Annotated in this window: 21 protein-coding genes; 8 read left to right on the top strand and 13 right to left on the bottom strand. The window is 48.6% G+C overall.

Features of this window, described 5'->3' with window-relative positions; translation table 11 throughout:
• Positions 1–66 precede the first annotated feature (66 nt).
• Positions 67–2,046 (bottom strand): methyl-accepting chemotaxis protein, encoded by a 1,980-nt coding sequence (locus ASG16_RS13830; protein ID WP_056497154.1) that lies wholly within the window; start codon positions 2,044–2,046, stop codon positions 67–69.
• Between the two features lie 206 nt (positions 2,047–2,252).
• A complete protein-coding gene (locus ASG16_RS13825; RefSeq protein ID WP_056497157.1) occupies positions 2,253–3,203 on the bottom strand; it encodes a 3-hydroxyacyl-CoA dehydrogenase family protein in 951 nt (316 codons plus the stop codon).
• Between the two features lie 202 nt (positions 3,204–3,405).
• Between ASG16_RS13825 and ASG16_RS13820 the strand changes: the two genes are divergently transcribed.
• Positions 3,406–4,107, top strand: coding sequence for an SDR family oxidoreductase (locus ASG16_RS13820; RefSeq protein WP_056497160.1), 702 nt, complete (start codon positions 3,406–3,408; stop codon positions 4,105–4,107).
• A gap of 28 nt (positions 4,108–4,135) precedes the next feature.
• Positions 4,136–4,903: an SDR family NAD(P)-dependent oxidoreductase gene (locus tag ASG16_RS13815; RefSeq protein WP_056497163.1), complete on the top strand. Its 768-nt coding sequence runs from the start codon at positions 4,136–4,138 to the stop codon at positions 4,901–4,903.
• Between the two features lie 64 nt (positions 4,904–4,967).
• On the opposite strand, the gene ASG16_RS13810 is transcribed toward ASG16_RS13815, so the two are convergent.
• Positions 4,968–6,389, bottom strand: coding sequence for a SpoVR family protein (locus ASG16_RS13810; protein WP_056497165.1), 1,422 nt, complete (start codon positions 6,387–6,389; stop codon positions 4,968–4,970).
• A 133-nt stretch (positions 6,390–6,522) separates the two neighbouring features.
• Positions 6,523–6,705: a hypothetical protein gene (locus tag ASG16_RS13805; RefSeq protein WP_048031528.1), complete on the bottom strand. Its 183-nt coding sequence runs from the start codon at positions 6,703–6,705 to the stop codon at positions 6,523–6,525.
• A gap of 369 nt (positions 6,706–7,074) precedes the next feature.
• Here ASG16_RS13805 and ASG16_RS13795 point away from each other — a divergent pair, with 369 nt between their 5' ends.
• The 4 genes from ASG16_RS13795 (at position 7,075) to helD (ending at position 11,755) form a co-directional block, all read left to right on the top strand.
• The gene (locus ASG16_RS13795) at positions 7,075–7,449 is read left to right on the top strand and encodes a DUF423 domain-containing protein (protein WP_056497169.1); all 375 of its coding nucleotides are present in this window, start codon (positions 7,075–7,077) and stop codon (positions 7,447–7,449) included.
• 143 nt (positions 7,450–7,592) lie between these two features.
• Positions 7,593–8,438 carry an arylamine N-acetyltransferase gene (locus ASG16_RS13790; RefSeq protein ID WP_056497173.1) on the top strand — a complete coding sequence of 282 codons (846 nt, stop codon included), beginning with the start codon at positions 7,593–7,595 and terminating at the stop codon, positions 8,436–8,438.
• Between the two features lie 79 nt (positions 8,439–8,517).
• Positions 8,518–9,141: a DUF6143 family protein gene (locus ASG16_RS13785; RefSeq protein WP_056497175.1), complete on the top strand. Its 624-nt coding sequence runs from the start codon at positions 8,518–8,520 to the stop codon at positions 9,139–9,141.
• 253 nt (positions 9,142–9,394) lie between these two features.
• Positions 9,395–11,755: an RNA polymerase recycling motor HelD gene (gene helD / locus ASG16_RS13780; RefSeq protein WP_056497178.1), complete on the top strand. Its 2,361-nt coding sequence runs from the start codon at positions 9,395–9,397 to the stop codon at positions 11,753–11,755.
• Between the two features lie 47 nt (positions 11,756–11,802).
• Here the strand turns inward: helD and ASG16_RS13775 are convergent, their stop codons facing one another.
• The 7 genes from ASG16_RS13775 to ASG16_RS13745 all read right to left on the bottom strand — a co-directional run bounded on the left by ASG16_RS13775 (position 11,803) and on the right by ASG16_RS13745 (position 20,341).
• Positions 11,803–12,141, bottom strand: coding sequence for a DoxX family protein (locus tag ASG16_RS13775; protein ID WP_056497181.1), 339 nt, complete (start codon positions 12,139–12,141; stop codon positions 11,803–11,805).
• A gap of 53 nt (positions 12,142–12,194) precedes the next feature.
• A complete protein-coding gene (locus tag ASG16_RS13770; RefSeq protein WP_056497183.1) occupies positions 12,195–13,367 on the bottom strand; it encodes a bis-aminopropyl spermidine synthase family protein in 1,173 nt (390 codons plus the stop codon).
• Positions 13,368–13,741: 374 nt separating this feature from the next.
• Complete coding sequence (locus ASG16_RS13765) at positions 13,742–14,980, bottom strand: MDR family MFS transporter (protein WP_056497186.1); 1,239 nt, start codon at positions 14,978–14,980, stop codon at positions 13,742–13,744.
• A 50-nt stretch (positions 14,981–15,030) separates the two neighbouring features.
• Complete coding sequence (locus ASG16_RS13760) at positions 15,031–15,951, bottom strand: ArsR/SmtB family transcription factor (RefSeq protein WP_056497191.1); 921 nt, start codon at positions 15,949–15,951, stop codon at positions 15,031–15,033.
• 389 nt (positions 15,952–16,340) lie between these two features.
• Entirely contained in the window at positions 16,341–17,303 is a 963-nt protein-coding gene (locus tag ASG16_RS13755) for a metal-dependent hydrolase (protein ID WP_056497194.1), read from the bottom strand.
• 180 nt (positions 17,304–17,483) lie between these two features.
• A complete protein-coding gene (locus ASG16_RS13750) occupies positions 17,484–19,274 on the bottom strand; it encodes a M3 family oligoendopeptidase (RefSeq protein ID WP_056497197.1) in 1,791 nt (596 codons plus the stop codon).
• 125 nt (positions 19,275–19,399) lie between these two features.
• Complete coding sequence (locus ASG16_RS13745; RefSeq protein ID WP_056497199.1) at positions 19,400–20,341, bottom strand: MBL fold metallo-hydrolase; 942 nt, start codon at positions 20,339–20,341, stop codon at positions 19,400–19,402.
• A 165-nt stretch (positions 20,342–20,506) separates the two neighbouring features.
• Here ASG16_RS13745 and ASG16_RS13740 point away from each other — a divergent pair, with 165 nt between their 5' ends.
• Positions 20,507–21,016 (top strand): Crp/Fnr family transcriptional regulator, encoded by a 510-nt coding sequence (locus tag ASG16_RS13740; RefSeq protein WP_056497202.1) that lies wholly within the window; start codon positions 20,507–20,509, stop codon positions 21,014–21,016.
• 27 nt (positions 21,017–21,043) lie between these two features.
• Here ASG16_RS13740 and hmpA read toward each other — a convergent pair whose 3' ends face one another.
• Positions 21,044–22,261, bottom strand: a complete 1,218-nt coding sequence (hmpA, locus tag ASG16_RS13735) for an NO-inducible flavohemoprotein (RefSeq protein ID WP_056497204.1) — start codon at positions 22,259–22,261, stop codon at positions 21,044–21,046.
• Between the two features lie 220 nt (positions 22,262–22,481).
• On the opposite strand from hmpA, the gene pdxR reads away from it, so the two are divergent.
• On the top strand, positions 22,482–23,924 hold the full coding sequence (gene pdxR / locus ASG16_RS13730; RefSeq protein WP_056497206.1) for a MocR-like pyridoxine biosynthesis transcription factor PdxR: 1,443 nt from the start codon (positions 22,482–22,484) through the stop codon (positions 23,922–23,924).
• Here pdxR and ASG16_RS13725 read toward each other — a convergent pair.
• Positions 23,902–24,438 (bottom strand): pyridoxamine 5'-phosphate oxidase family protein, encoded by a 537-nt coding sequence (locus tag ASG16_RS13725; RefSeq protein WP_056497209.1) that lies wholly within the window; start codon positions 24,436–24,438, stop codon positions 23,902–23,904. The genes pdxR and ASG16_RS13725 overlap by 23 nt on opposite strands.
• Positions 24,439–24,522 lie beyond the last annotated feature (84 nt).

Here is a 24,522-nt window from a genome sequence, read left to right as displayed (position 1 = left end):
GGCTTTTCTTGCTGCAAAGCGCCCTGCTCGACAAATAGAGCAGGGCGCTTCGTATAGGATCAGATATTAATAAGTAAACTTATTGATCAAAACTTTCAGCTCTTCCGCCAATGACGACAAGGATTGAGCGGAGGTTGAGATCTCTTGCATGGAGGCGAGCTGCTCTTCGGTAGAGGCTGCTACTTCCTCGGCTGTTTCTGCATTGCTTTTCGCAATGGTGACGAGCACATTGGCTGTCGCGGTTACTTCCTGAACAGCAGCCAAGATTTGCTGTGCGATCATGGAAACCTCTGCGATATGTGGATTGGTCAGTCTGGTGCTTTCCATGATGCCTTCAAACTTGTGAATCGTCTCCTCGGAAACGTTCAAACCTGCTGCAACATCCAGTCTGACTTTTTCCATATTGTCGACGGATTGCTTGGTTTCCCGTTGAATCTCTGTGATCAATTCAGAAATTTGCTTGGCAGACAATTGTGATTGCTCAGCCAACAGGCGCACCTCTGTAGCAACAACTGCAAAGCCTTTACCATGCTCACCAGCCCGCGCCGCCTCAATCGCTGCATTCAATGCCAACAAATTCGTCTGCTGGGCAATTCCACTGATGACATCCGAGATCGTGCCAATTTCTTTCGAACGATCATAGAGCGATTTGGTCATGCGGTCCGACTGTTCTACCGATTCATGAATCGACTTCATTTGACCCATGACTTGAGCGACAAATTTGCCTCCTTCTTCTGCCTGAACCGTTGTTTGCTGAGCAGTATCTGACAACACATTGACGCTCTCTACAATCCGTGTGACCCCTTCCGAAATGTCCTGCAATGAACGAACATTTTGGTCGATTCCGCTCGTTTGTTGTTCCGCGCTGCCAGCTACGTCCTGAACAGAAGTCGTTACATGCTCAGTTGCAATGCTCGTCTGCTGCGCACTCGCAGTCAACTGCTCCGAAGACGCCGCTACTTGCTCTGCCCTGGTCTCGACATCGGAAATGAGCGCGCGCAGGTTATCCTGCATCGTGTTAAACGCATGACCAAGCTCACCGATTTCATCAGTTGACCGCACTTTAATCGGGTCAGTCAAAATACCTTGGCTCACTCTGACCGCATGTACCTTCACTTCCTGAATGGACTGGAGAAGGGAACGCAGTACAGCCGCTACAATGAGTCCTCCCAGCAGCAAGCAGATCGTGATCGTCCAAAACGTTTGTGCGAAAATCGGCTGTGCAGCATCCTCAATCTCTGACAGGTACATCGACCCGGCAATTTTCCAGCCTGTAGCCGGATTCGTCACATAGTAAATCTGTTTCGGGATGCTTTGCTCCTCGTAATTGAATTGACCTGTTTCCCCTTGGTACATATTGTCGTAAAAACTCTCTTGTGCCAGCGTTCCTGCCTGATTTTCCGGATGGACGACATACTTCTTATTGCTGTCCACTACGATGACATCTCCATCGGAACCGATGCTGACTGAGTTTGCCAGTTGTTTGATCTGTTCAATCCCGACGGTAATGCAGATAACCCCCGCGCCATCCTCCGTCGTTCTCGCTACCGCTACTAAAACCTCTCCGGATACCGCCGAAATATATGGCTCCGTAACGACGACAGTCCCCTTGTTTTCCATTGCTCTTTTGTACCAGTCTCTCGTCCGCGGATCAAACCCTGCCTGTACTTCTTGCCTAGGTGCGCGGAAGTACTGTCCGTCAACCGTTCCCACACTGATACTGGACGCTTCCGCATGCATACCCATATACATATCCAGATGATGCATGATTTCTTCTTGAATCTCAGCAGTTTTCACACCAGGTGTGATATCTTTTGCCAAATAGTCTGCATCCTTCTTTTTGCCCTCAAACGTACTGCTGACGATAGAGTTGACCAAATCGACGTTTTCGTTGGCACTGTCCATGATCTGTTTGTCAATTTCTTGTTTCGCTTGATTGTAAGCCAGGCTTCCAACGACAAGGGAAGGGACTAACAGAATCAAGAGAAATGTGATGATGAGTTTGGTTCGATAGCTTCGAAACCAATTTCGCAAGTTAACTTTCACTTCATTTCATCTTCTTTCTAAGTTGTATTTGGATAAACGTTTCATGTTGATGAAGTCCTAATTTTTTATATCGGTAACGAAGGAAGGTTCATTAAGTAAAAAAATATACAGAACTGTCATAGGTATAGAAAAAGCGGACCCTGCGGCCATAGAAAAACCGCCCTGCTTATGTATGATAGACAGGACGGTCGGTATTAGCTGACTATTTAGTAGCGAAATTTATTGATCAATGCATTCATTTTCCCCAAGCGAATGAACTGTTCGTCACGTACACGAAGCTTTTCTGAGACAGACGTATCCTTATACGAGTAAATACCTGCTCCGGTTTTGGTGCCAAGCTTGCCTTCTGCTACTCGTTCCTCAATGATGGCGGGGGCTTTTGTCGAGGAATCCAGCTCTGGCGCCAGGTTATCCATCACACGCTTCCACGTATCGAGTCCACCAAAATCCGCCGTCTCAATAGGTCCGACAAAAGCCCAACGATAGCCAATGCCATCCTTCATCACCGTATCGATCTGAGCTGCATCTGCCACACCTTCTGCGAGCAAATGAAAAGCTTCTCTCATCAAGGCCGTTTGCAGACGATTGGCGATAAAGCCCGGTACATCCTTTTTCAGCAAAACGGGGGACTTCCCGATCTCTTCCATCAACTGCATCGTCTTGTGAACCACTTCCTGTGCGGTCTTCTCGTGCCTGACTACCTCGACCAACGGAACCAATTGGGCTGGATTGAAAAAATGTGTAATGATAAAGCGTTGTGGCGTAGTAGCTTTTTCGATCAGTCGCGCAATCGAAAACGTAGATGTATTGGAAGCAATAATCGCATCTGGCCTCGCGTATTGCTCCAGCTTTTCAAACAGCTCCCACTTTAGCTCGATGACTTCTGGTACCGCTTCTGTGATGACTTCTGCATCAGATACTGCCGCTCGCAAATCCGTGGTCAGGACGATATGCTCTAGCGCTGCTACTCTAGATTGTTCTGCAATCACTCCCTCTGCAACCAGAAGGGAAAGGCTGTGCTCGATGCTAGCTCTCGCTTTCATCAAAAACGCTTCCTGCAAATCGTAAAGAGAAACACGAAATCCAGCCAATGCGTATAGCTGCGCGATTCCATGTCCCATAACACCTGATCCGATAACAGCCGCATGCTTTTCCATAGAATGAGCCTCCCAGGGGTGAAATAGGTTTACTAACAAAGCTTTCCACGATCAAATACCTAGTTCCTGCCCAGCAAATTCCTACTACTTTTACTGAAATTCATTCCTATGGCGCTTGTTGGGGAAAACAAATTTTTGTACCATGAAAATCTCATGCATGAACCCAATTCTTGGAATGCACGTTTCACATCTGGAGGTACACATGAAACTACTGAATAAAGTCGTAGTCATCACAGGAGCCAGTCGGGGATTAGGTCTTGAAATGGCAAATGTTTTGGCAAAAGAAGGAGCAATTGTTTGGGCAACCTCTCGATCCGCGCCTCCTCCCAACGAAATCGCACACGCTGAACCGGGAAGTGTGACGAAAATACAGCTAGACGTGACAGACGAGCAAAGTGTCCTTGCCCTGTTTGCCCATGTACAAAGGTTATACGGGCGTCTAGATGTCCTCGTCAACAATGCAGGAGTCGGCGTGTTTAAGCCTGTTGAACAAACTAGCTTGGAAGAATGGGAGAATGTTTTCCGGACCAATGTAACCGGACTCTTTCTTTGCAGCCGTGAAGGATACAAGGTAATGAAAGCTCACGGAGGTCGAATCATCAATATCTCTAGTGTCTCAGGATATATTCCGATTGCGGAAAACGGCGTTTATGGTGCTTCGAAATTTGCCGTCCAAGGCTTTTCCCAAATTTGCAATGAAGAGTGGAAAAACGACAATGTGAGGGTCTCTACCATTTTTCCCGGCGCCGTTCATACAAACATGACGGAGGACCGGCATTTTTTTGATCCGAGTGCGATGCTCGTACCAAAAGATGTGGCAGATACCGTGTTAGATATCGCCTCCCGTCCCCTCCACGTTCGAATCGATGAAGTCAAAATCCTTCCTCCTACAGGCATTCTCTAAATAACAGATGAATAAGGAGCGTTTACAAATGCAGCAAGTAGCAATGATCACAGGAGCAGGCAATGGGATCGGGGCCGCAGCAGCAAAGCTTTTGGCTCAGCATGGGGTCCATGTCGCCGTTCTTGATGTACAAGAAGAAAAGGCACAGTTAGTCGCCAAAGAAATCAAACAGACAGGCGGTCAAGCCTTGCCCATTCGCTGTGATGTCGGCCAACGAGGGCAAGTTGAAGAAGCCATCCAGCTTGTGGAATCTCATTTTGGGGATGTCACCATCTTGGTGAATAATGCAGGAGTGGGCGGTCCATTCCACCGAGTCGACGAAGTCTCCGATGAGGAATGGGATTGGATCATGAATACCAACTTGAAGAGTGTGTTCCTATTTTGCAGAAACCTGTTGCCCAAGATGAAAGAAAGGAACTACGGGCGGATCGTAAACATCGCTTCCATTCAGGGCTTGCTAGGCTCTGCACATTCATCCACCTACGTCGCTTCCAAACACGGCATGATCGGCTATACGAAAACAATCGCTGCCGAATGGGGAGAGCACGGGATTACTTGCAATGCAATCTGTCCGGGATATGTGGATACGGCGATGGGCGTACGGCCGGAGGATATTTCGGATTACATGAATCGGGTCATCGCCAAAAGCCCGGTGAAACGCGTTGCTCAGCCGATAGAAATCGCCCAGATGATTTATCATCTCGTCGGACCACATAGCGGGTACATCAACGGAGCGAGCATCACCATGGATGGCGGGATCAGCAGCCACATCGGGATTACGGATCAGTTGTCCTAGTTCGGTCACGTAGAAAAAGCCGCACGCTCGGTCAGCTTCCACCGGGCATGCGGCCTTTTTTCCCCTATAAAAAGCGGCGGTGCACTTTCTTACCGTCGTACGTAAACAACACTTGTCGATCCTCCACCATCGATTCCAGGTGAACGGATTTCCCCCACAAGGTATAGATGTAAGGCAATGTTTTTTCTACGTATTTGACGTCCAGCTCCAGCCCTTCAAAATGATGCTTCAAGTACATCTCGCCGGAGCGTAAGTAATCCCCATCGTGCACGAGTACATAAGGGAATCCCCCGTTAACCCGTGTGCCCGCAAGACCATCGCGTACCTGTTCCCACTGCTTTTCCGCAACAACCCAGTCGTTGCCCTGCTTGCCGAACATATACAAATCCAGATCACTGACGAGGTCCTTGGTCAGGAAGTTGCGTATGAAGCTGATGTCGGACTCCAGCTCGCGCACCTCGAAAATTTTCGCGCGTCCCTCTCCTGGCTTGCGTCCGAAGCGCTCCTGCTCTTCCTTGGTCGGATTATCCCAACGTTTTTCAATGTCCTCCAAAATTTTCAGACCCAAATGATACGGATTAATGCTCGTCGTCGAAGGCTGGATGACAGAGGAATGCAGCTTGGCAAACTCGATTGTCTCCGATTCTGTCAGCTCCATTTCCCGCAGGATGCGCATGTGCCAGTAGGTGGCCCACCCTTCGTTCATGATCTTCGTTTCCATCTGCGGCCAGAAATACAGCATCTCATCCCGAATGATCGTCAGCACATCCCGTTGCCAATCGTCCAAGATATTGCTGTATTCCATAATGAAGAGCAACAGGTCTTTTTCCGGCTCCGGCGGGAATTTGCGCGGTGCTTTTACCGGCTCGGCTTCCTCTTTAGCTTTGCGGTCCAATCCCCAGAGATCGTCATATGGGGATTGTCGTTCGTTCTTCGTCTTTTTGTTAGCATCCTCTGGCTCTCGTTTCCAACGCAGCTTTGGACGCAGCAAGCTCGGATCGATATGCTCTTGAATTGCCAAGCTCGCATCGAGTAAATTCTCGACAGCATCCTTGCCGTACTCGATCTCATACTGGCGAATTCGCTCTCCGCTGGCCGCCATGCTCTCGACCATATCCCGATTCGTGTTGGAGAAGCGCACGTTGTTTTTGAAAAAGTCGCAGTGAGCAAGGACGTGAGCCACAATGAGTTTGTTTTGGATCAAGGAATTGCCGTCCAAAAGAAAAGCGTAACAAGGATTGGAATTGATGACGAGCTCGTAGATTTTGCTCAGATTCAGGTCATATTGCAGTTTCATTCGGTAGAAGGACTTTCCAAAACTCCAATGAGAAAATCGTGTCGGCATTCCATACGCGCCAAATGTATAAATGATGTCAGACGGGCATATCTCGTATCGCATCGGGTAAAAATCGAGATTGAACCCTTTGGCGATCTCGGTAATTTCGTCAATGGATCGCTCCAGTTCTTTTCGCTCGTCGTTGGTCAAATCGTTTCGCCTCCCCCTTTTGCCGTCGGTCTACTTTATGTATATGGGGGACCGCGCTAAAAGACGCCATCGTTCCGAAGAAAAAAGGCATCCCCGGCTGGAGACACCCTTGATTTGTTTTTCATCGTGCTACTTAACCCTTGAACCAGTCTCGTACACCAGAATAAATAAGAGCTCCTGCGAATACGACCACAGCGATCAGACCAACTCCATCTACCAGCGGGTCCAATCCACTTAGGAAGGAACCTTCCAACGGCGCTTTCAGCAATGCGTAACCACCGAGGAGACCTCCAACGTTGGAAATCCATTTGTTCATATTACGTCACCTCCCCTCGCAGCAGCCTGTAAGCGTTGCCACTGCGATACTTTACTTTATGTCGGAGGTTGACAAGCGGCTTGTATGGTAGTCCAAGGCGCGTTCACCAAATTACAATTGGGCTTTGGCGGTTGTTCAAAAAATCGACTTTTGATCACGAAGTAATTCTGCATGCATATTCGACATCGAAAGTGACGTTCACCTTCAAAGTCCGGTGCTCATGTAGGATGCCTACACTCCGCTCCTCCTTCTTCAGGTTCTCGCCACTTTCTCGATGCTGAAAAGTCGACTTTTTGAACTTGGATTTTTACGTTAAAATAGAGAACAGACAAATTGTACAGGTTATGCGAAAAAAGGAGTGACGCACTCATGAAGCTATTTTTGATGCTTGGCAGTATCAGTGGATTTCTTTCGGTTGCGTTAGGAGCATTCGGAGCACATGCACTGAAGGAAAAACTGGACGCCTATTCGCTGGGCATTTTCCATACGGGCGTGACCTATCAGACAACACATGCGCTGGCTCTCGTGCTGGTTGCCCTGTTGCTCAAATGGTACCCGGATTCATCTGGCCTCGTCTGGGCAGGCTGGTGCTTTGCAGCCGGAACCTTGATCTTCTCTGGCAGTCTCTATACGCTGGCGATGACTGGGATTAAGGTTCTCGGAGCGATTACGCCAATTGGCGGAGTTTTGTTCCTCGCTGGATGGGCGCTGCTTGCGATTCATGCTTGGAAAACCGTATCGTAGATAAAAGCTAGCAAAAGGTTGGGAATTCATTCCCAGCCTTTTTACTTTACTCGCCAACCTTTCTCTACATCGTTCACTTTCCTGCTAAAATGAGGTGTCTAAATTTTTCTATAAATACTACTAATGTTAGGGAGCTAAAAGATATGAAAATTCTTCCGTATTGGGCAAAGACATATTTGCACAGGCTCGGATTAAAACAAGAAGAAGCAAGTCTTCCTTACCTATCCGCATTGTGCCGTGCTCATTTACAAACGTTTCCCTACGAAAACGTGAGCAAACTCCTCTCTTACTACTTTCACAAAAACAGTTGCGTTCCTACTCCTTCTGCCTTCATAGAAAATGCTGTGCGCCACAATTTCGGCGGAACCTGCTATGCCAATAATGCAAGCTTTTTGGCTTTGCTACACCTGCTTGGTTTTAATGGCTATCTCGTCTCGCTGGCTGACGAACACGTGGCAATAATAATTACAGATCTTTTGGAATCTTCTTATCCACTGTATGTGGACATTGCGGCAGTGGCCCCCTTATTTCATCCTGTCCCTTTTACAACTGATCCTCTCTACCAATCTTCCTTTGGCTACGAATCAGTCCTGATTGCGCCTGATCCTGCCGATCCACACCGTTATCGTTTTCGTCGCATGCGACATCAACTGTTGGTAAACGATAGCTGGCACTTCGATCCGACACAAAAACGTGAGCTTTCCGATCTAGCACCAGCCATCGCCCGTTCCTTTCAGCCTGATGCTACTTTCTTAACCTGCCTGCGTGTCCATATGTATCAACTCTCGCAAAAACGATGTTTATCACTGAAAAACAATTCCCTGTTCATCCTGTACGAAAACGGTGAAGACCAAAAACTGCGTCTCCACTCTATCGACGAGTTAGAAGTTGTTGTCACACGCGAATTCGGATTGCCTCGACTTCCAGTCCGCGAAGCCGTTACTATCCTCGCTGATGCTGGTATCGATGTGTTCGCTGACAAGTCCTGATGGCTTTCTGACACCCTCCATGGACGATTGCCATATGCTGTAGAGTTAGCAGTTACCCCACTCACAAGGAGAGGAAATCATGACGAAGCCCTCCTATACACGCCCCTCTTACTTTTATGGAGGAATACCTGATGTCTACATGCAGATGGGGTACTATCCGTTTCCCACTCCTTCTGCTACGGAACAGTTGAGTCGGAGTGTCCACATTCCGTATGCGATGTCGATGGCGGATCAATGTAAATACTTCATGGGGCAATCGGAAAAAATGATTGTAGGTGACGGGGCTATCGGGATTGCTAGCTTGTCGAATCCCTTACGCTCCGGTGTTCATTTATTTGTCCATCACTGGATGATCACCAATCCATCCCCGCACCCGATAGAAGCACATTTCTTGTTTGGTAAAGCCGCCTCTCTCACAGGTACAACTCTCTCACGACAAGTGACTTCTGGTTATGTTCAACTTCCCGCTTGTCCCGTCGCCCACGGGCAACTTTTGCATGGCACTGGTATGGCGGATACCTTTTCTGATCACATCCACACTGCCACGCGAATCATTCCGGCGTCCTCCACCGTTGAGGCGACCCCTGGCGGACAGTGGATTCTCGGACCAGGAATGGCGCTCGTCGTTCGCGTTCCAAACGCAGGTGAGAAGACATCCTTTTCCTTTTCAATAGACTGGTGGGAACAACCCGTCTATGGGTAGCTCTCACTGGAATGCTTGACGGACAAGTATAGCCGCAACAAAAAAGGGAACCCCCAAAGGAGTTCCCTGTCATTTCACTTTGTATTTTTCCTACACCATGTTGAAAAGCCAATTTTCACATGATACAATGAGAATTGGTCTGTCGGTTAATCATCAATATGTAACTATTTTATCTCCAATATAATAGTATCACATTCACTTTCGATTGTCAAACCTTCAGGCCAAAAATGGGGAACGAAAAAGGAGCGGTACCATGAGCGTGACTGATCAAGATCGGCAAAACGAGCAACAACGTGTTGAACTAGTCATCTCAGAGATAAAGAACCGAATAGATGACCTCAAAGAGCATGTGAATGTCGTGAGCGAGGATATCATCGGAATTCGCAAGCATTTTTGGGACGACGTGACAGTCAACTTCGAAGATGCCATCGAAGCTGTAGAGACTTACGCCAGTATCAAGCAGCAAGCGGAAGTCCTGTCCGAGCGTGAACGCATCCATCGCCATGCCCAAAATCAGTTGCGTACACTACAGCGATTGTTGCACTCTCCCTATTTTGGCAGGATTGATTTTCAGGAAAAGCATGAATCGAGGCCAGAAGCCATCTATCTCGGCATTGCTTCCTTGCTGGATAAAAACGACGAGGAGTTTCTCGTCTACGACTGGCGCGCGCCGATCTCCAGTCTATATTACGACTACTCGCCGGGACCAGCAGAGTACAATACCCCAAGTGGAAGCGTAAATGGAGAGATTACGTGCAAAAGACAATACATCATTCGCGACGGCAAATTGCTGCACCTGTTCGACACGGGCGTAACGATTGGCGACGAGCTGCTTCAGGAGGTACTCGGCAAACAGGCTGACTCCCAGATGAAAAGCATCGTGGCCACGATCCAACGCGATCAAAACCGCATCATCCGCAATGAACGAAGCCGACTCGTCATCGTCTCCGGAGCTGCCGGTAGCGGAAAAACGTCTGCGGCACTGCAACGAATCGCTTATTTGTTATACCGTTATCGCAAGACATTGACCGCGGAGCAAATCGTCTTGTTCTCGCCAAACTCTTTGTTTAACAGCTACGTCTCTACCGTTCTCCCTGAGCTCGGCGAGGAAAATATGCAGCAAACGACTTTTCAGGAATACGCGGAGCATCGTCTCGGTGACGACTTCCGCCTGGAAAACCCGCTTGACCAGATGGAGTATGTACTGACAGCAAATGATCAGCCTGGATACGAGGCGCGACTGCAAGGAATCCGTTTCAAATCAAGCGCCTTGTTTTTGCAGGCCATGGATGAATACGCGAATAACCTGAAACAATCTGGTATCATGTTTCTCCCCGTTACATTTAGAAATCAGACGCTAATCAATGCGGCTCACATCCATGAGCTGTTTTATTCTCTCGATACGAGTCTGCCGATCCCCAACCGAATGGTACTCGTTGCGAAATCACTGCTGACAGATCTGAAAAAACTGGAAAAGCGCGAACGATCAAAACCATGGGTAGAAGATGAAATGGAGCTGCTTGACCGAGACGCTTACGTAGCTGCCTATCAATCACTGCGCCGCAAAAAGCAGTTTCGAGAGGATACCTTCGATGACTTCGAACGCGAGCAGGAGCTCTTAGCCAACTGGATCGTCAAAAAGCAGTTTCAGCCACTGCGCGATTTTATCCGGGAACTTCAATTTATTGATACGCGCGCGATTTACCGCCAGCTCTTCTTGTCACCTGACTTGCTCGGGACGCTTGCGCCAACCACTCTCCAACACGAAGTATTCGACAATTGGCCCGCAGTGTGCGAACAGACAGCAGAGCGTTTAGAACAACAGCATTTGGCATGTGAAGACATCCCTCCTTATTTGTATTTGCAGGAACGTTTGGAGGGCAAGCAGACGAACAACCTCGTCCGTCATGTCTTTCTCGATGAAGCCCAGGACTACTCCGCCTTTCAGTTCGCTCTCATCAAGAGCTTGTTTCCCCGTGCCAAAATGACGGTGCTGGGAGATTGGAATCAGGCGATTTACGCCCATGCGTATCACCAGAATAGCTTTGAGGCTGTCACATCCCTGTTTGAGCCTGAAGAGACGGAGACCTTCGTCCTGACCAAAAGCTACCGCTCCACCTATCCCATCGTCTTGTTTACACGACAACTTTTGCGAAACGGGGATATGATTGAGCCTTTTATGCGCGACGGTCGCTTGCCAACTCTAACCAAAGTGGCATCACCTCAAGCTCATGCCGATCAAATCGAAGCACGCATACGTGAGCTCGCCGATCGTGGTCATCAGACGATCGCTGTTATCACCAAAACGCTAAAGGAAGCCCACGTCGTTCATGACGCTTTGCAAGAGAGATTGCCGATTCGCTTAATCAAGCCCGCAACTCTTTCCTTTGAGAAAGGAATCTTGATCATTCCCTCTTACTTGGCAAAAGGGGTCGAGTTCGATGCAGTCATCCTTTATGATGCTTCTGCCACATGCTATGGCGAAGAAAGTGAACGCAAGCTTTTTTACACGGCATGTACACGTGCCATGCACGAGCTGCACCTTTACTATTCGGGTGAAAAAAGCCCATTTTTAGATAACGTTTCTCCTGAGTATTACGAGCTGTTTGTTTAAAAAAAGAGATCCAGCTGACCGCTTACCGCTTCAGCCGGATCTCTTTTTTACCTTTTTAGACCCACACAAATCGTGACAAGCATCAGGATCAAATTCAGCTCATAACCGCCCACAAACCCTTTCGCCCATTTCACTGTCACAATCGCTCCGGCCATGATCGCAGCTAATCCCCAGGCAGCGTATCTCGCCCCGATTCCAATGACCAACGCGAGACCGCCGATCACTTCTACGATCATCACCAGATACGCCAGCCACCCCGGCAAGCCGAGATCACCAAACGTCATCACAACATTAGCCATCCCTTTTTGCAGCTTGGCTATGCCATGGATGAAAAACAAGATTCCTGTCCCGATCCGTAATAAAGCAAACGCTCTTTCGTAAGCCATCTTCTCTTATTCTCCCTCCCCTCCACCACTACCATATGCCCTCTTGCAGACAATCAGTCTTGTGCTCTTCGGCGGGACACCAGCTCAAAGCTCTGGTGCTTGCAACGAGGGCATCCGCGCTTTTTCAATTGCTCAATCGTCACTATTTTTGCCTGCGCCCCTACCTGGATCGATCTTTTGCAACGCTTGCATTGATACTCACGCTTGGAAGGAGTCTCTTCGCCTGTGTACAGCGACTCCAGAAATGGATGCTTGATCGTCGGAGCTGTTAGCTCTGTGGTGGTGAGCACGATCATCTGTCCCTTGTTTCCAATCATTTGCGCCGCTTCATATTCATTGAAATGACTGAGCACCTCTCGTACAGTCAAGCCTGCCATCACGAACTCCCGTTGCATATTCAGCGTGAAATCAGGCGATTTATGCGCAAAGGACAAGAAGATGGACAGTCCTTTTTGCTTTTGCAGCCCACTGATTCCGCGGGATAAAAACAGAGCCATTCCTTGCAGCGTGTAAGGTGGATCGGTGAAAAAGCAATCGTACCCACCCTGCAACTTCTTCGGCAGCGGCTGCCGCAAATCAGCCTGATGGCAGGCTACGGACAGTGCTTTTTGCCTGGACACATCCGTAATGTACTGGAGAAAGCGTTCATCGATATCGACTACGTCAATTTGCTCTGGACGTTGTTGCTTCCCTGGAAACAAGCGCTTGAGCAAAAGCCCGAGCGAGATGCTGACCAAATCATCATCCCCGACACATAATATTTTTTTGCCCACCAAGCTCTGATACCGTAAACATAAGATTGCCCTGCGCAAGCTCGTCTCGACTGTGCATTTGGACTGATCGATCTGTACATCGACTTGTGGACGCTCAGCAAAAATCGTCTCCATCTCCGCTTGCAAGTCAGCCAGCTCGGTTTTCCAGGCTTCGTCGTCTCTCATCAGCTTCTCGTACAGCTCACGATCCAGCCCACTATACCCTAGCTTTTGCTCAATGAACGCCTCCCCTTCTGCGGTACATCTCACCCCGCTCCCCTGCTGTATGGCACCTGCCTTGATCAGCTCTTTTTTGATCGCAGTCGCCACAGGTACAGGCAAGAGTACCTTTCTCGCCAGCTCTTTCGTAGGCAAACCCGGATGAAAATAACACGCGAGCAGAAATTGTTCGATCACTCGTTGTCCTTCTTGTAAACGCACTTGTTTATAGGTGTCTTCGATATAATTTTTCATGTAGAATACCTCTTTTCAAAAGGGATAGACCCATCGATGCCATGCAAAAAGGCAGAGCATGAACATTCGTTCATCTCCGCCTTGAGGGCATACGTTCGCTACGTGCGCGTGGATAGTCACGCAAAAAAACCGTGCGTAAGAGCACGGTTCCCGTAGTCGAGCAAATGGGTAGATGGATGACCGTAAGTTCTTAACTAATCAAGGCCTCCCTTTTTCCATAGCAAATAAGCCGACATGAAATGTGGTTTTTGCTAAAGTAATTCTGGGAGTACCCTATCCAGTTGCTTAGTTAAGAACACACACCGACATCAAAACGTCCCCTTTTGAAAAAGTTACTTTCCATTATACGGTACTCGCAATCAATCGGCAAGAAGCTACATGGCAGTTTCTACAATTGCATTTCTAGGCTGCTCCCGCTTTTCATGTAGCCTGCGTCCCAGCCAATAAAAGATCAAGCTGACCAGCGCCAATACAGCCATGACCATAAACATCACAGGGCCGCCATATGCAGTGAGCACCATACCACCTGCCCATGGTCCGAGGAAGCTACCTAGCATCGTTGCGCTTTGTGCTCCATAGTAAGTCCCTCTCATATTCGCGGGACTGATCTCGTCGATTTGCGCATACTCCGCCGGTACAATCAAGATTTCCCCTAGCGTAAATACGACCATCGCCGTAATAAACCAAGCCCAATCTGGCGAAAAAGCAAAGCCCACTTCTCCTATGGCCATCAATACAGCGCCACCTGCTATCCGTGCAAACAAGGAATAACGCTCAACCAGTCTCGTCACTGGAATTTGCAAAAGCAAGACGGTAAATCCGTTGACGCTCATCAAGGTTCCAAACAAGGCGACTCCCTCCGAAAAGTTTTCCCGCAAGTATTGGGAGAGCGTAACAGACATCTGACCATACACCGTCACTAACAAGACTCCGCCTGTGACAAAGGTAAGAAGAACGACATCCCTTCTGAGCACTTGCCAGATCTCACTCAAACTGGCTCGCTCTACCTCTCCGTTCCCCCCACCCTCATCAGTGACGCCACATCTCCGACATGCCACTACTAAAATGATGGCAAAGCTCACCAAGGATACCGCCGTCAGAAAAAACGCCAGATTGCTGCCGGAAATCCCAAAAAAAGCACCGAGCATAGGACCAATCGCGAAACCTAGATTGTTCGCAAGATAGCGATTCGAGAACACACGAAAACGTTTGTGCTCGGGAGTCAAGTCGCCCATCAGCGCTTTTGAAACCGTCGCAAAAATCGAAGCCGCCAAGCCCATAACCATGCTGATTAACAGCAATCCGATCGGATGAGCCACCGTAATGAATCCGATAATCGAGCACGCCATAGCAAGCAAGGAAAAAAACATCAGCTTTTGTCTGCCAAACAAATCCGAGAGAATCCCACCGACAAATCCCCCTACTGTTCCAGCCAAAGGACCTGCACCGATTATCAGTCCAATATAGGCGTGAGAGAGCTTCGTCGTTTCACCGAGATAGATCGCCAGAAAAGGAATACTCATCGATTGCGTGAGCTGAACGACCACCGTCCCTGCCATCAACAGATGAACAATCGGGTGATACGCCTCCCACACTTGCTTCATTTTGCTCATACTGATTAACCTACCCTCTCAACAAAATCATGCCATTTCCATAAGCAAAATTACTCTGGTCCATGGAAGAAGGAACGCAGTAAGACCGGGAGACGCTCGACGAAGGCTTCTCGCAGACTGTAGTAGGAAATCGTCGTACTTCCTGTGTAGTGAGCACGAATCAGCCCCGCTCTGCGCAACGCCGTCACATGATGATGGACGGTGCTTTTGGCCAAGGATACTTGCTTCTGTAATTCACCGAGGGTGCACGTCTTTTTTGCCAGGCAGCGCAAGATTTGCAGGCGCTTCTCATCCGCTAGACACTGTGTGATAGGCAACAGCTCCAGGAGCGGCTGTGGTTTGGTCGTTGCCGCATCTTTGACAGGGTACATGCAAGTGGCAAGCCCCCGATAAAAGTCGAGAACAGAAGAATGGGCACAATGATATTGCGGGATGAGTACAACCTCTCGCAAATCTGCCATCGGCTCAATCCAGATACCGTTCGTGACATGATCGACCAAATCGATTGGAGGCGTTTCTTTGGCGCGGACTGTCAGCTCATCGGCGCTTCGTTGCAGATTCTCCAAAATGCGTGGGTCCACTTTCGAAAAATAATGCTCATTCCATCGGGTAAGCAACGATAGGCTGCGATCACGGATTTCCCCCAAGTTCAGCGGGATTGTCTCCACCCATGGCGCGAGGCGCTCATAAATTTCACCGGGCGGGATGCTTTCCAGCCACCCAAGAAATTCTTCAACAGATTGAGTCTGCGGCGATTGCGCTACAAGCAGCACCAAACGGTGGAGTACTTCCCAGCGTTCATCTGCGAGTTCATCTGCAAAAGACGCCGGCAGCATTTGTTTTGTCTCCTCTTTCCAAGCCGTACCAAGCAAATAATGCTTGCGCTCCTTTTCGTAAATGTAAGTGTAGAGGCTAATGATACATTCATACGCAGGAGACCATTCTACTTTGATCGAATACAACCCATTCATTCTATCACCATCGAACGTTTAGTTTTTTTCAGTGTATCATTCTTGATGGATTTTGCATAGCGGCATTTCGTTAGAATAACCTGTAAAGGCCCTTATGAATGGGGTCAACATAGGGAGGAGAAGAAAAAGCACAGTGCTCTTCGACTCTGACACGCCAGCAGGGGTGATTCACTGTCCGTCTCCACTTCCAACTGGGGAGGCGTTGTCAAGGTCTACGAGCCCTATGCTTTTTCTTCTTACCAGCTTTTGGTTTATCGATACCACTTAAACCTTTGGCAAAAGCTTTACTGAAACCATGCAAGAAGCAGACGCTGAGGTGCCTTGTTCACGCAAAAAAAGTAAGCCCCCAGCTTCACCAAACTGACGAGGCTTACCTATACTAGCTTCCCTTATACAAACGGCGGGTCCCACGCTTTTTTTCGCCAGCCCAACCGATGATTAACGACGTTCAAATCACGATCCAAGACAACATCTACGCCAAATGGCAGCTTGCGGTTGTACCAAAAGCGCACATCGCTCCATGTGACTTCATAACCATCAGCAATCTCCTTCCACGTGACGTGAATTCGTTGAGCAAATCCGAGAAAAGCACGAACCCCGTCCACACCGACAGTAGCCTGAATGATTGCATCACGCTGCTGCTTCGGATACACATCCTCCAATATCACACGTGCATACTCGATTCTCCCTGTGTAAAACAGTTTCTCCGTCTCTATGACGAATCGCCAGTGAAAAGGATGTATGCTCGGGAAAACATGGGATATACCGCTTGTTTCCAATGCCCTTGTTACCCGCTTGACATTACGGTGATGCTGCCAAGCCCGCACGCCAATATACACAAGCGTCATCCCATATGCTACCGGAAATAGCACGGTGGGATCTTCGTTAAAAGCTATCCACCATATCGCCGCTACCAGGTGAACACCGAACACCAGTGGCTCAAAAATCGCGAGCACATCCAAATGCACCCAGCGCTTGGTAATAGGTCGAATACATTGAACTCCATAGGCGTTTAGCATATCGAGAAAAACATGCAGCACAACAGCCAACAGTGTCCATCCGTACAAAATCCCGAACTGCCCCATGAGACCAAACCCCCAGGCAAGAGGAAGACTGATGATGAGGGGCCACAGAAACAAGGCGGGAATCGAATGAGTAATTCCCCGATGAAAGCGAATGTAAAAAGAAATACCGCGAAGTCTGGCCACAGTGTCGAAATCCGGGGCATGAGAACCCACTACCGTTGCGACCATCAGCGCCTGAGCAAGCGCCGGATCATGTGCCACTGCTGGCGTGATATGGGCTAAGCCCGCCAGTGTGACACCCAACAAAAGATGACTGCCAGTGTCCATTACGATGCCTCCCTTTGCAAGTATTCCCTTCCCTTTTACTGTACGAAAAAATAGCGTGGATTCTATAAACCACAGGTAAAGGTTCTCCGAAGATTTCGTCTGCGATATTAACAATCTCTCAACGAAAAAGCAGCCTGTCGGAAAAGAGACAGACTGCTTCGAGCTTATTTATTCGTGAATTTATGCTTCTTCTGTCAGGCGCAGGAATTCGTCGATGTCTGCGACAGCCAGATCAACAGCTTTTTGCCAGAACTCAACTGTCGTCATATCCTCACCGAGATGCTTCTTCGCCAAGTCCTCAACCATCAGGCGACCCGTATCCTTGAGCAGGGCATCGTATTTCGGCGCGAAGCTCTCGCCTTCTTCAAGCGCACGCGCATAAACACTCATGCTGAACAAGTACCCGAAAGTGTACGGGAAGTTGTAGAACGGATACGAGGTGATGTAGAAATGCAGCTTGGATGCCCAGAAGTGCGGCTCGTAATCTGCCAAAGCTCCATTGTACGCTTGCTTTTGCGCCTCTTCCATGATTCGGTCGAGATCAGCCGCGCTAACGAGACCTTCTTTGCGCTTCTCGTAGAAGTTTTTCTCGAAAAGAAAGCGAGCGTGGATGTTCATGAAAAACGCGACAATGGATTGCAGCTTATCTTCCAAGAGCACCAGTTTTTCATCGTCATTGGCTGCGTTTTTCACAGCAGCGTCAGCGAGGATCATCTCTGCGAAGGTCGATGCTGTTTCCGCTACGTTCATCGCATAGTTTTGGTTAAGGGCTGGCAGATCCCACATGACTTGCTGATGATACGCATGCCCCAGCTCATGTGCCAGTGTGGACACATTGCTTGCGCTTCCTGCATACGTCATGAACACGCGGGACTGCTTGCTGACCGGGAAGCTCGTGCAGAATCCGCCTGGGCGCTTGCCAGGACGATCCTCTGCCTCGATCCAGCCCTCATCGAATGCCTTTTGCGCAAACTCAGCCATGCTCGGATTGAAACGGTTGAAATGCTCAACGATCAGGGTAGCTGCTTCATCGTAAGACACTTCTTTATGTACCTTACCAACCGGAGCCCCTACATCGTACCAGCTCAGCTTGTCTACACCGAGCAGCTTTGCCTTGCGCTCCAGGTAGGCAACCAGACGATCCTTGCGATTATCGATGGCCTGCCACATTGCGTCGAGAGTTTTTTCCTGCATCCGTCCAATATCTAGCGGCTCACGCAGGACGGAGTCCCAGCCGCGATGACGGTACAGAGAGAGACGGAAGCCACCCAAGTGATTCAGCGCCTGCGCGCACAGCTCCGTTTCCTTGCCCCAAGCTTCTGTCCACTTTTCAAAAACATGGGCACGAACAGCACGATCAGGACTGCTCATCAGGTTAGAAGCTTGCCCGACAGACATCTGCTTCGTCTCTCCATTGACCTCAACCTCAATGCTCATACGTCCCACGACCGCATTGTACAAATCTTGCCAAGCGTGATAGCCGTCTACAGCTAAATCGTTTGCCAGCACTTCTTGTTCAGGCGACAGCTTTTCCTGTGCACGGCGGCGGCGCTCATTCAGCACGAAAGCAAGCGGTTGCAATTCCGCGTCTGCCAACAAATTCTCCCATGCAGCCTCGTCGATAGCCAGCAGCTTTTCTTCCCAACGCGTCAACACTGCACCAAACGCAGCCGAGATGCTCTTTACACGCCCACCCATCAGCTTGGCTGGCTCATCCTTTACATTTTGAGCAGTCAGGCAGGAAATGAATGCACCTGCTTGTCTCACACGCACAGCAATGCTTTGGACATGAGTGACAACTTCCTTGAAAGCCGCTGTTTCATGCAAACTAACGCCCGATTGCTCCAACCGAGCTTTCAGGTTCGCAATATCCCCTTCCAACGTCCCTAAAAACGCACGAAAATCCTCCGATTCACTACCACCAGGAAAAATCACATCCATATCCCAGCGTTGTGGCAATGCTTTTGTCATAGGTACCCCTCCTCAAAAAACTTCTTCGATAAAAATATTTCTATAATAAGGTAGCTATTCCCTTCCCATTTATTCATATCGTTAGAAAAGCGACTGCCATGTAAGCAGTCGCCAACTTTTCATACCTATTGAACAGGGATCGAAAACGTCTCCCCTTGCTTTTCAACCACAATCCTGTCCCTCTCGTCCCCCGCTGCTGCCAACAGACGCTCGAACGGCTCATCAACTGGCTCACGCGAGAGCACAAACGTATTCCAATGAATGGGCACTAGCCATTTGGCTTTAGTCTCCTTGAACATTTGCCATGCTTGCTCTGGCGTACAATGCGCTGCTTGATACGAATCTGGCTTGTAGGCGCCAATCGGCATGAACACCAGATCGATCGGCCCGAATTGCTTCGGCAAGTTTTCCATGGAGATATAAGCAGTATCGCCTGGATAGAGTATGCGCACGCCATTTTTCTCAATCATATAGCCATTGTAGCCATACTCGTGGTTCCATGGAAAGCGGTTGCCCCAATGGCGAACAGGAATCGCAGTAACTGTAATTCCTTCTTTGGTTGTAACGGCTTCTCCCGGCTGCATTTCCTCATACGAACCAAATGGCATATGCTTGAACAGCTTGCTCGTCTGGTGCGCCGTAATGACATGTGTGGAGCGATTCGCTATTTTCTGCAAAGTAGGCAGATCGACATGATCCAAATGGGCATGCGATAGCAAGATGATATCGACCTCGCCAATTTCAGTAAAGTCGAGGGCAGGAGGCGTAAAGCGCTTGGGACCAAAATGGACACCTGCAAGCTTAATCCCGAGCTTCTCGCCCAAAACCGGGTCCGTCAGTATTTTCGTACCAAACATATTCAACAGAATGGTCGAGTGACCGATCCATGTAAATGTAACCTCATCATGACTCCAGTCGGCAGGCACTGGCTTTTTCGTGTCCAGATGACGAAACTCCGGCTTCGGAAGCTGCCCCATATGGTACCAGTAGCGGTAAGCCACATAGCCAATCAATCCGAGTGTGAGTACCCCCACTATAGAGCCTACCCATGTAAAAAAGTTGACCATCAGACAACTCCCTTTATCTAGCTTTGGTTTCCCCATTATAGCAAAAGGCAGCCTTGCTGTAGCAAGCCTAAAAAAGCGGCAAACTGCTTTTTACGCTTGCTTACTTCCTCATGCCGGGCTTGCTATAATTGCTAGAGAAAAACGTAGAGAATCGAGGAGAAACCCATGATCCTGCACAAGGGAGAAATCCTGTTTCGACAAGGAGAATCTGGACCGCTCTATCATCTGAAGAGCGGTCTGTTAAAAATCGTTCGGGTACATGCAGACGGAGCAGTGACGCTGGTCAATATCATCGTTCCGGATGAGATCATTCCGCATCATTCGTTGATGAGCCCGAATCCCTACTACGGGACAGCAATCGCTCTTGTGACCTGTGAGGTCGAAGTGCTGTCTGCCCCGGATTGGTATCGCCATCTGGATGACAATCCGGAAAAGTGTCGTGATATCGCGCTACAGCTACAAGGGAAGCTGCGGATGATGCAGCAGCGTATCGACCAACTGACCGAAGTCTCTCCTGCTGAAAAGCTTCGCAAGCTCCAGCTTTGGTTTCAGACTTTCATTCCTGTCGCCTCGCTTTCGGAGTTGCTGACTCAGGATGAAATCGGTCAACTCATCGGGCTTCGCCGAGAGACGGTAAATCGATTGCTGCGCGCTCAAACTGCGAATCGCGAGTAAGCTTGAGCTTTTTTCGTGAGAGCCTCTTTATGCCAAAGTCGCTGCCGGACCAAAAAACTCAAAATGAATATCGTCTGCTGGTACTCCCCATTCCAACAAAGCACCGTTAATCGTCTTCATGAATGGAATTGGACCACAGAAATAGTAGCTCGCCTCTTTTGTATCGATGACCTTTTGCAGCCACGGCAAGTCGATATACCCTTCTTTCTGGAAAGCACCGTTCACTCGATCTTGTTCGGTCGGCTGTGTATAGCACCAGTGAACAGAAAGCTGCGGATGTTTTGTGGCCAGTTCTTCTACTGCCTGCTTCATGGCATGCACATGTCCGTTTTTGGCTGCGTGAATGAAAGTGATTGGACGATCTGTTCCCGATTTGATCAGTGTGTTCAGCATGCTGATCATGGGGGTCAATCCTACACCACCACTGAGCAGCACAACCGGACGACTGTCCTCTTGCTGTAAGGTGAAATCTCCAGCCGGAGCAGACAAATGCAGGCTATCTCCTTCCTTCACTTCCTCTGACAAATAAACGGATACTTTACCTGCTGGCTTATCTTGCATCGCGTCCTCGCGTTTGACAGAAATGCGGTAGTATGCATTCCCTGGCGCATCAGAGAGGCTGTACTGGCGAATGTGTGTATATTGCTCGCCCGGTAATTCTACCTTGATGCTGACATACTGCCCTGGTTCATAGCTGGAAATCGGTTGACCATCCGCCGGAACCAGATAAAAAGAAGTGATTACGTCACTTTCCTTCACCTTGCGTTGGACGATAAACTCTCTGAAATCTACCCATCCTCCAGGCTGCCCACTCGCCTCTTCATACATTTCGTGTTCTACACCGATGAAGGCATCCGCAATGACACCATACGCTTCGGCCCACGCCTGCAAAATCTCGTCCGTAGCGGCATCTCCAAGTACGTCTTTGATCGCGGCTAACAGGTTTTCTCCGACGATTGGGTAATGTTCGGCCTTCACTCCCAAGCTGCGGTGCTTGTGTCCAATCTGCTTCACAACAGGCAAAATCGTTTCCAGCTTATCAATATACAAAGCCGCAGCATACACCGCATTTGCCAGAGCTGTTTGCTGTCTTCCCTGCTTTTGATTGGCGTGGTTGAAAATATTAAGAAGCTCAGGGTGCTTAGCAAACATCATTTGATAAAAACGTTTTGTAATGGCAGTTCCGTGAACCTCTAGCACAGGAACGGTTGATTTTATGATTTCAATGGTTTTTGGGCTTAACATCGTAGAACCTCCTTGAAGTGCTTCGTTCTTTCTATATTTCAAGTGTACGGGAGGTTCTCAGATACACATGTGATTCTGGTCACAGGAAATAGAAACAATTTGTGACAATTGCAAAACAGTCATCCGCCAACTGTCTTGTTGCAAAAGAAATGATTGCCATGATAGCATATCAGCCAATGGATTGTTACTAAATTCCAACAAATACACTGAAGGTGAATGAATGCTAACCGTAAACCGCGATGACGAGCGTCCAATCTGGCAGCAACTGCTGGACCAAGCGATCCATAATATTACCTCTGGAAAATGGCAGCCAGGTGAATTGCTACTACCCTCCCGCGAACTCGCTTCCTTAATTGGCGTTTCCCGTTCAACCATACAGATTGTTTATGAGGAGTTATTCAGCCGCGGATACACGATAACCTCTCGTCGCGGTGGGACTAGAGTTAGCGAATGGACTTATGCAACTCGTCCTTCAGAAGATGCTGCGCCCGAAGGACCTGTTCCTCCCGAATTGCCTTTATTAAACGCTACAATCGGTCATTTGCACGGTTGGTTCGGGGACAAAGCTAGTCAAAAGGTTGAGGTCGATTTCAGTCCCCATGAGCCATATTTGGACGAACATTTTCAAAAGATTTGGAGACGTTCGTTTTTACAGGCTTCCACAGAAACGAACCTGGATAGTTGGGCTTATGGCAATCCCTATGGATACCAACCGCTACGAGAACAGATTCAACGTTATTTGTCACTTGAACGGGGCGTTCATGTGAATATCGATCAAATCCTATTAACCTCAGGGGCACAACATAGCATCGATTTGATCGCCCAAGCCCTTTTACAGGAAGGAGATACCGTTTCTGTTGAAGATCCTGGCTTCCCTGCTGCCTGGATGGCCATGAAGTATCGGCGTATGCAAGTTGTCTCCGCTCCAGTTGACGAGTACGGGTTATGCGTAGACCAGATTCATCCGGGGTCCAAGCTTGTCTATGTTACGCCATCGCACCAGTGTGCGGTTGGAGTCATTATGTCAGAACCTCGCAGGCAACAATTGTTACACATGGCTGCCGAGCAGCGGTTTTGGATTGTTGAGGATGATTACGACAGCGAATTTCGCTATCGTGGCGACCCACTTCCCACCTTGTTCAGTCAGCGACCTCAGAACACGTTGTATATGATGAGTTTTTCCAAAATGATTGCTCCTGGTATTCGAATATCGGCAATCGTTGGTCCCAAAGAGGCCATTCGTCAGCTCGCCCACGTCCATGAATTAACCTATCGTCATCTTCCGATTATGGAGCAATTAACGCTTACTCATTTTATTGAGCATGGGCATTTCATGCGCCATATGAGACGGGTTCGAAATGTATATCGGCGCAGACATGAAGCCATGACGAAGGCTATCATCACGACAGGTCTGAACGAACACTTCACGCTAAGCGGCGTAGAAACGGGGTTGTATATCCTTCTTGAAGCTGATAAATCGTTTGATGAAGACGCCGCGACGAACCTAGCAATCGAAAAAGGAATCCGCGTTTATCCACTTAGCAAGTATTGTTTGAAAAGCGATCGAAAAGGATGGGTACTAGGCTTTGCTAAAGTAGATGAATCAACCATTGAAGAAGGCATTTTTCGTCTTGCGGAGATTACACGGTTTTACCAGGTTTGAACATTTTTTCATCTTCCATTGGATTTTCCTTCGCAGTGATATGATGTGGATCTATTCGGTACACCTGAACCGGACCACCGAATACTGCTGAACGGTATTTGTCTACGTGCTGCTTGGGTAAAGGCCGATTATAGTAGCCAGGCACATACTTATTCATCATTTCTTGCAGCATGTATGTAGCTTCATCCAGATCGTCTATCTGCTGGGCCCTGCCAAAAATCATTACACTCATATACGCTGTGTCCGTCTTAGCTGGCACCGGATCAGTAATCGTTCCATATTCTTCACAAACCGTAAAACAGACCTCTGGATTAGCATCCATAACCTGATTTCTTCTCCCGCCGGTGGCGCCATGGAAATAAAGCTTTCCATTTGTCCAAACAAAATTGAGCGGAACTACATACGGCAAATGACCATCGACCATTCCAAGATGTCCGATTCTAGCTTGCTGCAAAAATGTCTCAATCTTGTTCTTTTCCAATACTTCTCTCATTTTGTAACGTACTCCATCCATCGTTATCACTCCTATTATTTAGATGCTGCAAGTTTATCAACCATTGGAGTGAAGATATACGTCCAAAACCACAAGATTGGAGCA

This window comes from Brevibacillus sp. Leaf182, assembly GCF_001423865.2.
Classification (GTDB): Bacteria; Bacillota; Bacilli; order Brevibacillales; family Brevibacillaceae; genus Brevibacillus; species Brevibacillus brevis_C.
The sequence above is the reverse complement of the archived record's forward strand: the minus strand, read 5'-3'. Positions and strand labels throughout refer to the sequence as shown.

Coding starts and splice junctions, on each gene's coding strand:
- pdxR (WP_056497206.1), top strand. CDS start 22,482: ATGCTAACCGTAAACCGCGATGACGAGCGTCCAATCTGGCAGCAACTG.
- hmpA (WP_056497204.1), bottom strand. CDS start 22,261: ATGTTAAGCCCAAAAACCATTGAAATCATAAAATCAACCGTTCCTGTG.
- ASG16_RS13770 (WP_056497183.1), bottom strand. CDS start 13,367: ATGAAAAATTATATCGAAGACACCTATAAACAAGTGCGTTTACAAGAA.
- ASG16_RS13755 (WP_056497194.1), bottom strand. CDS start 17,303: ATGGACACTGGCAGTCATCTTTTGTTGGGTGTCACACTGGCGGGCTTA.
- ASG16_RS13765 (WP_056497186.1), bottom strand. CDS start 14,980: ATGAGCAAAATGAAGCAAGTGTGGGAGGCGTATCACCCGATTGTTCAT.
- ASG16_RS13825 (WP_056497157.1), bottom strand. CDS start 3,203: ATGGAAAAGCATGCGGCTGTTATCGGATCAGGTGTTATGGGACATGGA.
- helD (WP_056497178.1), top strand. CDS start 9,395: ATGAGCGTGACTGATCAAGATCGGCAAAACGAGCAACAACGTGTTGAA.
- ASG16_RS13815 (WP_056497163.1), top strand. CDS start 4,136: ATGCAGCAAGTAGCAATGATCACAGGAGCAGGCAATGGGATCGGGGCC.
- ASG16_RS13790 (WP_056497173.1), top strand. CDS start 7,593: ATGAAAATTCTTCCGTATTGGGCAAAGACATATTTGCACAGGCTCGGA.
- ASG16_RS13820 (WP_056497160.1), top strand. CDS start 3,406: ATGAAACTACTGAATAAAGTCGTAGTCATCACAGGAGCCAGTCGGGGA.
- ASG16_RS13750 (WP_056497197.1), bottom strand. CDS start 19,274: ATGACAAAAGCATTGCCACAACGCTGGGATATGGATGTGATTTTTCCT.
- ASG16_RS13745 (WP_056497199.1), bottom strand. CDS start 20,341: ATGGTCAACTTTTTTACATGGGTAGGCTCTATAGTGGGGGTACTCACA.
- ASG16_RS13740 (WP_056497202.1), top strand. CDS start 20,507: ATGATCCTGCACAAGGGAGAAATCCTGTTTCGACAAGGAGAATCTGGA.
- ASG16_RS13725 (WP_056497209.1), bottom strand. CDS start 24,438: ATGGATGGAGTACGTTACAAAATGAGAGAAGTATTGGAAAAGAACAAG.
- ASG16_RS13795 (WP_056497169.1), top strand. CDS start 7,075: ATGAAGCTATTTTTGATGCTTGGCAGTATCAGTGGATTTCTTTCGGTT.
- ASG16_RS13760 (WP_056497191.1), bottom strand. CDS start 15,951: ATGAATGGGTTGTATTCGATCAAAGTAGAATGGTCTCCTGCGTATGAA.
- ASG16_RS13775 (WP_056497181.1), bottom strand. CDS start 12,141: ATGGCTTACGAAAGAGCGTTTGCTTTATTACGGATCGGGACAGGAATC.
- ASG16_RS13805 (WP_048031528.1), bottom strand. CDS start 6,705: ATGAACAAATGGATTTCCAACGTTGGAGGTCTCCTCGGTGGTTACGCA.
- ASG16_RS13785 (WP_056497175.1), top strand. CDS start 8,518: ATGACGAAGCCCTCCTATACACGCCCCTCTTACTTTTATGGAGGAATA.